The sequence below is a fragment of the uncultured Cetobacterium sp. genome (assembly GCF_947038635.1).
GTDB lineage: Bacteria > Fusobacteriota > Fusobacteriia > Fusobacteriales > Fusobacteriaceae > Cetobacterium_A.
On sequence record NZ_CAMQXC010000147.1, the window covers coordinates 1 to 4,945 of the forward strand.

A 4,945-nucleotide genomic window follows, 5' to 3' on the forward strand; every position below is an offset into this window, starting at 1 on the left:
TAATAATTTACTTACTGTTATTAGATTATTTAGTATTTTTGAAAATTTAACTCCTAGATAGTTTAATACTCCTAAAAAAACTCCAATACCTACAACAAATAGTTTATTATAATATGGATCAATTGTTATGGGATATATACCACCAAAAGCTGTTAAAAACCCTTGAATCTCTGCTGCCCAACTAACAATACCTATAAACCAAGCAAAAATTCCAATTTCAAATCCTACAAAATTTCCATATGCTTCTTTTGCATAAACAAAGGACGAACCATTCTTATCAAATATACTTGCTGTTTCTGCGAAACAAAGAGCTAAAAATAAGGCTAACACAGCATTTATTAAAATTACTATCAAACTTGCTAATCCTACATCAGCATATGCTTTATTTGGCAAAAGAAAAATTCCCGATCCAATTATTGAATTTATTCCTAAAAAGAAAATACTCCAAAATCCAAGTTTATTACTTGTTAAATCACCCATTTAGGTACCTCCTTTTCTCCATTAATTTTTGTTCTATGTAACATACTACCCCTCCTGTATTTAATTGTTTTTATGCTACATTATTCTCTTTTTTTTTAATAAATCCTTTAGAAAAAAATTTTTTCTTGTTTTTTCAAAAAAAATAAGGTATATACGTACTACTTAGTAACTAATCTATTTTCAAAAGGAGTGATTTTAATGATAAAAAAATGGTTACCTTTGTCTCTTTCAGCTCTTTTACTTTGTGGATCGATTACATCTTTAGCAGCTGAAACTAAAGTCTATCAAGGTTTAGGACATGCGACAAACTTTAGAGTTGGTCCTGGTAAAGATAGCGAAGGACAACAAGTTTATAGTTTTAACTATGTTGATGCCGCAGTACTTTTTGACGCTGATGGAAAAATTATAAATGCTGTAGTTGATGCTTTAGAAGTTAGTTCACCTAATTATGATGGTGAAAGTATGCCTCATTTTTCAGGATGGCCTGGTACTGAAGGTCATAATTTAGCTGATCATAAAACTAAAAAAGTTATCGGTAAAACTGAGAATACTCCCGCTAATATAACTAAAGAGGTTGATAGTTGGAAAACTAAAAGAGAGCGTGGAGCTAGCTATGGAATGAATCCTAAAAATGAATGGGATGAACAAATGGACTTTTTCCAAGAGAAATTTAAGGGTAAAACAGTTGATGAATTAGAAATTATTTTCACAAAACTATATTCAGATGTTAATGGTAGACCTCTTAAAAAAAGTAGTAATAATGAAAAAGATAAAGAAAAGTACAGTAAACTTACTGATGCAGAAAAAAAAGAGGTTGCTGATATAACTGCTGGAGCTACAATGAGCCTAAGAGACAGTCATGGTGATATTTTAGGTGCACTAAAAAATGCATATGAAAACCGTGTTGAGGTAACTATTCCAACTAAATAATACTAAAAATTACTGAAACTTTTCACAAAGTTTCAGTTTTTATTTTATTGACATTACTTTTTTAGTGTGCTAAATTAAAGGTATCGAGTATTTTTTAAACTTATTGTGTACACTATTTAATCACAATTAATTATTTTTTAAGGAGATTTTAACATGAAAAAAATTGTTGTTGTTGGAAGCATTAACATGGATTTAGTTACAATTTGCGAAAGAGCGCCTCGTGGTGGTGAAACTCTTTTAGGTAAGAAATTCATGCAAATTCCTGGTGGAAAGGGAGCTAACCAAGCTGTTGCTATGGGGAAGATGAAATCTCCAGTTTCTATGCTAGGAAAAATAGGAAAAGAGGGTATGGGGAATATTCTTCTAGATTCTATGAAAAAGGATGGAGTAGATGTTTCTAACATAGAATATTGTGATGAAGCTACTGGTATTGCTAAAATCATAGTAGAGGATAATGGACAAAATAGAATTATTGTTGTTCCTGGAGCCAACTATGAAGTAGATAACTCTTATATAGATAGACATTTAGATACTATTAAAAATTGTGATATTCTTGTTACTCAATTAGAAATCCCAATGGAAACAGTTAAATATTCATTAAAAAAAGCGAAAGAGCTTGGAAAAATAACTATTTTAAATCCTGCTCCTGCTAATAAATTAGATGAAGAGATTATTTCAAATTCTGATTATATAATTCCTAATGAAACAGAGTTAGAGATTCTATCTGGAATCCCTGTTACTGATGAGGAAAGCGTAATAAATGCTGCAAATATCCTTTTAGATAAAGGTGTTAAAGGTCTTATTGTTACTTTAGGAAGTAAAGGATGTATGTTTATAAGCAAAACAGAGAGAAAATCATTCCCAGCTTATAAGGTAAAAGCTATTGATACAACTGCTGCTGGAGATAGTTTTATTGGTGGTTTTGTAAATGGACTTGCTTCTGGTTTAACTTTTGAAGAGGCTATTGATAGGGGAACTAAAGTTGCTGCTATCTCTGTTACTAGAATTGGTGCTCAAACGTCGATACCAACTCTTGAAGAAGTACTAAATTTTAAAGGAGAATAGATTATGAAAAAAGGAAAACTTTTAAATAGTGAGCTTTCTTATGAGATTGCTAAAATAGGTCACACATCTCATATTACACTTTGTGACGCTGGTCTTCCATTCCCAAAAGGTGTAAAAAGAATAGATTTAGCTATTGAAGCTGGATATCCTAGCTTTATAAAAACTTTAGATGCAATTTTAAGTGAAATGATGGTTGAAGAGATTGTTTTAGCCTCTGAAATTAAAACTATTAACCCTAAAGTTTACAACGAGATTTTAGAAACTTTCCAAAAAAATGGAATGAATCCTAAAATTGTTGAAGTTTCTCATACAGAGTTTAAAGAGATTACAAAAGAAAGTGAAGCCATTGTTAGAACTGGAGAATGTACTCCATATGCAAATATTATTTTAAAGTCAGGAGTAGTTTTCTAAATGAATAAAGAGATTGTTTTACAAATGAAAGATATCTGTAAATCTTTCCCAGGTGTAAAAGCATTAGATGGTGCTTGCTTAAATGCTTATAAAGGAAGAGTTATGGCTTTAATGGGAGAAAATGGTGCTGGAAAATCAACACTTATGAAAATAATGACTGGTATCTATAGTAAAGATTCAGGAACTGTTTTCTACCATGGACACGAAGTTACTTTTAAAGGAACTAAAGATTCTCAAGAAGCTGGTATTGCTATTATTCACCAGGAGTTGAATCTAATTCAACATATGAGTATAACTGAAAATATATTTTTAGGAAGAGAGCTTACAAATAGTTTCGGAAGAATAGATTGGACTCTTATGCACAGAGAGGCTAGATCTATTTTAGATCTTCTTAATGTTGAAGACAGTGAAAAAACTTTAATAAAAGATTTAACAATAGGTAAAATGCAAATGGTTGAAATTGCAAAAGCTCTTTCACAAAATGCTAAACTTATTGTTATGGATGAACCTACAGATGCATTAACTGATAAGGAAACTGAAAGTCTTTTCAAAGTTATTAAAGAACTTACATCAGAAGGAAAAAGTATTATTTACATATCTCATAGATTAAAAGAGATTCCAGCTATCTGTGATGATATAACTGTTTTAAGGGATGGTAAGTTTATCTCTGAAGCTGAAGTTAAAGATATTGATGAAAACTATATTATTGAAAAAATGGTTGGAAGAACTTTAAGTGAGCAGTTTCCAAATGTTACTGTAACTCCTGGAGATGAAGTTTTAAAAGTTGAAAACCTTTGTGGACAATACGTTAAAGATGCTTCTTTCACTTTAAAAAAGGGAGAGATTTTAGGTATTGCTGGTCTTATGGGGGCTGGAAGAAGTGAACTTGTAAAAACCATTTATGGATATTATAAAAAATCTTCTGGTAAAGTTTTTATAGAGGGACAGGAGGTTTCTATTGATTCTCCTGAATCTGGTGTAAACCATGGAATCGCCTACGTTTCAGAAGATAGAAAAGGAGATGGACTTGTATTAGGATTAAGTGTTAAAGAAAATATGACTCTTTCATCTTTAAAATTCTTCTCAAGTAGATTAGGTTTAAATAAAAATGCTGAAAACAAATCTGTTGATGAATATATTGAAAAATTTGGAGTAAAAACTCCTTCACCTAATCAAATTATTAAAAACTTAAGTGGTGGAAACCAACAAAAAGTAGCTATTGCAAAAGCTCTTTTAACTAATCCTAAAATTTTAATTTTAGATGAACCAACTAGAGGAGTAGACGTTGGAGCTAAAAAAGAGATCTATGATGTTATTAACGAGCTAAAGAAAAAAGGTCTTAGTATTATTATGATATCTTCTGAAATGCCAGAAGTAATGGGACTAAGTGATAGAATTATGGTTATCCATGAACACAAAATAAGTGGAACTCTATCTAAAGATGAGTTCACTCAAGAAAAAATAATGAGATATGCAGTAGGAGTTGAATAAATAATGTTAAAAAAAATATATAACAATAAGCCTCTAATTGGTTTAATTGTTTTCTCTATAATAGTTTCTTTTTTAAACCCAAGGTTTTTATCAGTTAATAATATCTTAAACGTTTTAAGACAAACGTCTATAAATTCAGTTATTGCTATTGGAATGACTTTAGTTATTTTAACAGGTGGAATTGATCTTTCTGTTGGTTCTATTTTAGCTTTAACTGGAGCTTTTGGAGCAAGTTTAATAGCTAATGGTGTAAATCCAGTTTTAGCTATTATTATTGCTATTGTTATTGGTGGACTTTTTGGAATCTTTAACGGTTTACTTATATCATATGCTAAACTTCAACCGTTTATAGTTACTTTAGTTACTATGACTCTTTTAAGGGGAGCCACTTTAGTTTTCACTGATGGTAAGCCAATCCCTGTAAGAGACGGTGGAGATTTCTTTGATAATATTGGTGGAGGTTACTTCTTTGACATTCCTATTCCAATATATATTATGATTGCTCTTTTCATTGCTGGATACTATATACTAAATAATATTAAATTTGGTAGATATATCTATGCTATTG

At 30.5% G+C, this 4,945-nt stretch carries 5 protein-coding genes and 1 pseudogene; 5 read left to right on the forward strand and 1 reads right to left on the reverse strand.

From position 1 onward, the window contains the following. Window positions 1-480, reverse strand: a 480-nt coding sequence (locus Q0V08_RS10640; protein WP_297434617.1) for an amino acid permease, incomplete at its 3' end; no start/stop codon positions are given. Window positions 481-678: 198 nt separating this feature from the next. Between Q0V08_RS10640 and Q0V08_RS10645 the strand changes: the two genes are divergently transcribed. The 5 genes and pseudogenes from Q0V08_RS10645 to Q0V08_RS10665 form a co-directional block, all read left to right on the forward strand. Beyond that, the gene (locus Q0V08_RS10645; RefSeq protein WP_297434619.1) at window positions 679-1,410 is read left to right on the forward strand and encodes an FMN-binding protein; all 732 of its coding nucleotides are present in this window, start codon (window positions 679-681) and stop codon (window positions 1,408-1,410) included. Between the two features lie 153 nt (window positions 1,411-1,563). Beyond that, complete coding sequence (gene rbsK / locus Q0V08_RS10650; RefSeq protein ID WP_297434622.1) at window positions 1,564-2,475, forward strand: ribokinase; 912 nt, start codon at window positions 1,564-1,566, stop codon at window positions 2,473-2,475. Window positions 2,476-2,478: 3 nt separating this feature from the next. Further along, a complete protein-coding gene (rbsD, locus tag Q0V08_RS10655) occupies window positions 2,479-2,886 on the forward strand; it encodes a D-ribose pyranase (RefSeq protein ID WP_256691791.1) in 408 nt (135 codons plus the stop codon). Beyond that, complete coding sequence (gene rbsA, locus Q0V08_RS10660) at window positions 2,887-4,377, forward strand: ribose ABC transporter ATP-binding protein RbsA (RefSeq protein ID WP_297434627.1); 1,491 nt, start codon at window positions 2,887-2,889, stop codon at window positions 4,375-4,377. Window positions 4,378-4,380: 3 nt separating this feature from the next. Next, window positions 4,381-4,945, forward strand: a pseudogene (locus Q0V08_RS10665) (ribose ABC transporter permease); the annotation flags it as partial.

Coding starts and splice junctions, on each gene's coding strand:
- rbsA (WP_297434627.1), top strand. CDS start 2,887: ATGAATAAAGAGATTGTTTTACAAATGAAAGATATCTGTAAATCTTTC.
- rbsD (WP_256691791.1), top strand. CDS start 2,479: ATGAAAAAAGGAAAACTTTTAAATAGTGAGCTTTCTTATGAGATTGCT.
- rbsK (WP_297434622.1), top strand. CDS start 1,564: ATGAAAAAAATTGTTGTTGTTGGAAGCATTAACATGGATTTAGTTACA.
- Q0V08_RS10645 (WP_297434619.1), top strand. CDS start 679: ATGATAAAAAAATGGTTACCTTTGTCTCTTTCAGCTCTTTTACTTTGT.